The 3,053-nt window shown below is 64.1% G+C and carries 2 protein-coding genes; one reads left to right on the forward strand and one right to left on the reverse strand.

Features of this window, described 5'->3' with window-relative positions; genetic code table 11:
- The first annotated feature begins 1,936 nt into the window (after window positions 1–1,936).
- Entirely contained in the window at window positions 1,937–2,251 is a 315-nt protein-coding gene (locus tag ASG92_RS30010) for a methyltransferase (RefSeq protein WP_240987221.1), read from the forward strand.
- A gap of 123 nt (window positions 2,252–2,374) precedes the next feature.
- On the opposite strand, the gene ASG92_RS19890 is transcribed toward ASG92_RS30010, so the two are convergent.
- Window positions 2,375–3,053, reverse strand: a 679-nt coding sequence (locus ASG92_RS19890; protein WP_162256341.1) for a hypothetical protein, incomplete at its 5' end; no start/stop codon positions are given.

Here is a 3,053-nt window from a genome sequence, read left to right on the forward strand (position 1 = left end):
GCCTCTTGGCCAGGCTCCTATAAGGTCATGTCCGCCCGGTCAGCGTGCACAGGACGTGCTCCGCCGCCGGGTGGACAGATCAATACCAAGGCACCCAAACCGGGGCCAGTCATTCTGCGGGTCACACCCAACAGCGAAGTACTTACATCATCAACGTCATTCTGATACCCCATCATCGCTGGGCGGGCCCTCCACGCAACCAGGGCGCGATGCGCCGCTCACGATCCAAAGTTTCGTTCGGCGCTCCCCCGTCGCTTATTTCCTCACGAAACTTTGAACCGCTCCCGGTTCCCCAAGTTGCACTCCGGACCCTCAACCCAGCGGTGACTCCGCTATCAGAACGACGCACGAATCTGACAGACACATCCGGTGCCCGCAAACGGCCGACTACCTCGTCCACGACGCCAGTGCCGCCAACGTGATCGTCGCCGTGTTCAGCGGAATGACCGTCGGTGACGGGCCCGTCTCTGAGAACCGCGGCAGCCGCCTCGTCTACCGCAAGTCTGCTCGGGACGCCCTTCTTCGCGGGAACGGCACTGACCCTATGCATGGGAGGAAGACGATAGCCGCGCGTCCAACTATGGACAGGTCGCACGGTTCAACCAAACCAGGACAGCCCGGAAGAAAGTCGGGATCCCACACACCTCCGCTCTGTGGACGGATCGTACGCCAGCCATAGATAACCCCAAAGAGGTTCCCGCTGAACCCGGAACGTCCTAGGAAACTGAGGGTCCAGGCCGCAAAGTCATGTCGCCTGAAACAGAGAACTTCATGAAGTAGTGAAGGCAGAACCATGAGGAAGGGACCAAAATGCAGGTGGAAAAGCCGCCGTGCACAAAGGTGTGCACAATGTGCACACCTCCTTTGGCCGGACAAACACACGATGAGCGCACTCTGCCTGGCTCGCAGAAAGCAGATTTCCCAGGAAGATCCTCAAAGAAAATTCGGCTAGGTCATGTCGTCACCACAACTCTTGGCCATGAATGAGTGACGGCCAACAACTGGCCACCGGAAACAGCAAAAAGGACGACCCATAACCCTAGATTCCAGCAGGCGGAGGGCCCACAGGCCAGGACCCTGGCCCGCCACCCACACAACCGAATAGGCGACCGCAGCGCCAGGCACAAACCGCGGACAACGCCAGAGGGACCCGCGGAGGGTCAATGTCCACACATTAAAGCAAAAACCCCTCTGACGAGGGGTCATGCTGTGCCCAAGGTGGGACTCGAACCGGGTTCCAACCCTTGCAAACACTGGGAACTCCAGAAAACATTGCCAATCCGGCCCAATCCGACCGATGTACGGCCCAGTCCGAGGCAAAATCTGTTGACACTGTCAACACGCCTTTCTTGACAGACTTCGAAGAACACAAAGCGACTGCCGGTCCCCATTTTGAGGGGCGCGGCAGTCGCCTGTGTTCGGGGTCAGGGGCCTTCCGGAATCAATTTCAGGCCAGTCGGTTCTGGCAGCATCTGTTCGCAGCACATGTGTCGACTCGAATTCAGTCACGGCGGTCCTCCTCCCTTCGTGCGTCTCATGGGCCGAAGCGCAGGAACTCGCATGACCAGCACGCCAGGGCTAACCACATAGCGACTCACATGGTCCCTCGCGTGGTCGGAAGAATCAGGCTAGCCTGACGCGCATGACCCAGGCAGCCTCGCCCGTACGCGCGTGGATCGGGACGATCGTCTTCCTCTTCCTCGCGCCCGGCGGCGTCGCGGCCTCATGCCGTGGCTCATCTCCGGCTGGCGGTGGTACGACTGGGACGGTGCAGCCTGGGTCGTCGTGCCGATCGCCTGGATCGCGATCGCTACCGGGGCGGCTTTCCTCCTGCACGCCTTCGCACTGTTCGCCATGCACCGTGGGACGCCCCGCTCCGGTCGTTCCGACGGAGAGGCTCGTCGTGACGGGGGTCTACCGATTCGTGCGCAATCCGATGTACCTCGCGGTGCTCACCATCATCCTCGGCCAGGCGCTGCTATTCGGCAGCTGGTGGCTGGTGCTCTACGCCGCCGTGTTCGTCCTAGTCGCGGTCGTCGCGCTCGCGAAGGGCTACGAGGAGCCGACCCTCACCCGCACTTACGGCGGGCAGTACCTCGACTGCAGCGTGGCGATCAGCGCCGCCACATGCGGGGATGGCTTCAGATCCAGTCGTCTGAGACGCCCGGGACTGTGCCGTCCCGGTGCACCGCGACCATCTGGGCCGCGCTCATCCCCCTCAGGTACCCCTCGGCTGCCTGCGCGGCGGTGATCCCCGCGTCGGCGAGCCTCATCAGGTCGTGCTCGTCCGGCAGGCTGACAGCCCTGCCGCCCGCGNGAGTCCCCTGTCTCCCACAGGGCACAGGGCTCGGCCTCTTCACATGCGGGGATGGCTTCAGATCCAGCCGTCTGAGACGCCCGGGACTGTGCCGTCCCGGTGCACCGCGACCATCTGGGCCGCGCTCATCCCCCTCAGGTACCCCTCGGCTGCCTGCGCGGCGGTGATCCCCGCGTCGGCGAGCCTCATCAGGTCGTGCTCGTCCGGCAAGGCTGACAGCCCTGCCGCCCGCGAGGCCCCGGCCAAGACCTGCGCCCCGAATAGGATCAGGCGCCGCTCGACGTCCAGACCGCGCCTCTCGCCGTGGGCAGCACGCGAGAGGCCGTTGGCAAGCCTCACGGTGCGGGCATCCCGTGGGATCTGCGCGGCGAAGTCGCCGCCGTGCCGTACAGCGAGCCGGTAGACCCCCTGCTTGACCTCGTTCGGGGTCGCCGGGCCGATCCCGAAATGCTCGATCCAGCCGCTGATGTCCTCGGCCCGGACCGGCTGGCCTGCGCCCGACTTCAGGCTGGCCAGCAGCCCACCCAGGGTACCCTCGTCGTCCTCGGCGTCGAGGAACCGCGAGATGCCGATCTGGAGGATGTCCCGCAGATCGATCCTGCGCTCCTGCACGGCGGCCCAGACCGTCTTGTTCCTCCGGAGCTTGCCGAGCAGGTCCTCCCCCAGCTTCTCCTCGAAGCCCTCCGGGTCGTCATAGAAGGACAGGGGGGAGTGCTGGAAGCGGTCGAGCACCTCC

It is taken from the genome of Arthrobacter sp. Soil736 (genome assembly GCF_001428005.1).
GTDB lineage: Bacteria > Actinomycetota > Actinomycetes > Actinomycetales > Micrococcaceae > Arthrobacter.

Bases quoted from the DNA above. Each gene is read 5' to 3' on its own strand.
- ASG92_RS30010 (WP_240987221.1), top strand. From the start codon at position 1,937: ATGTACCTCGCGGTGCTCACCATCATCCTCGGCCAGGCGCTGCTATTC.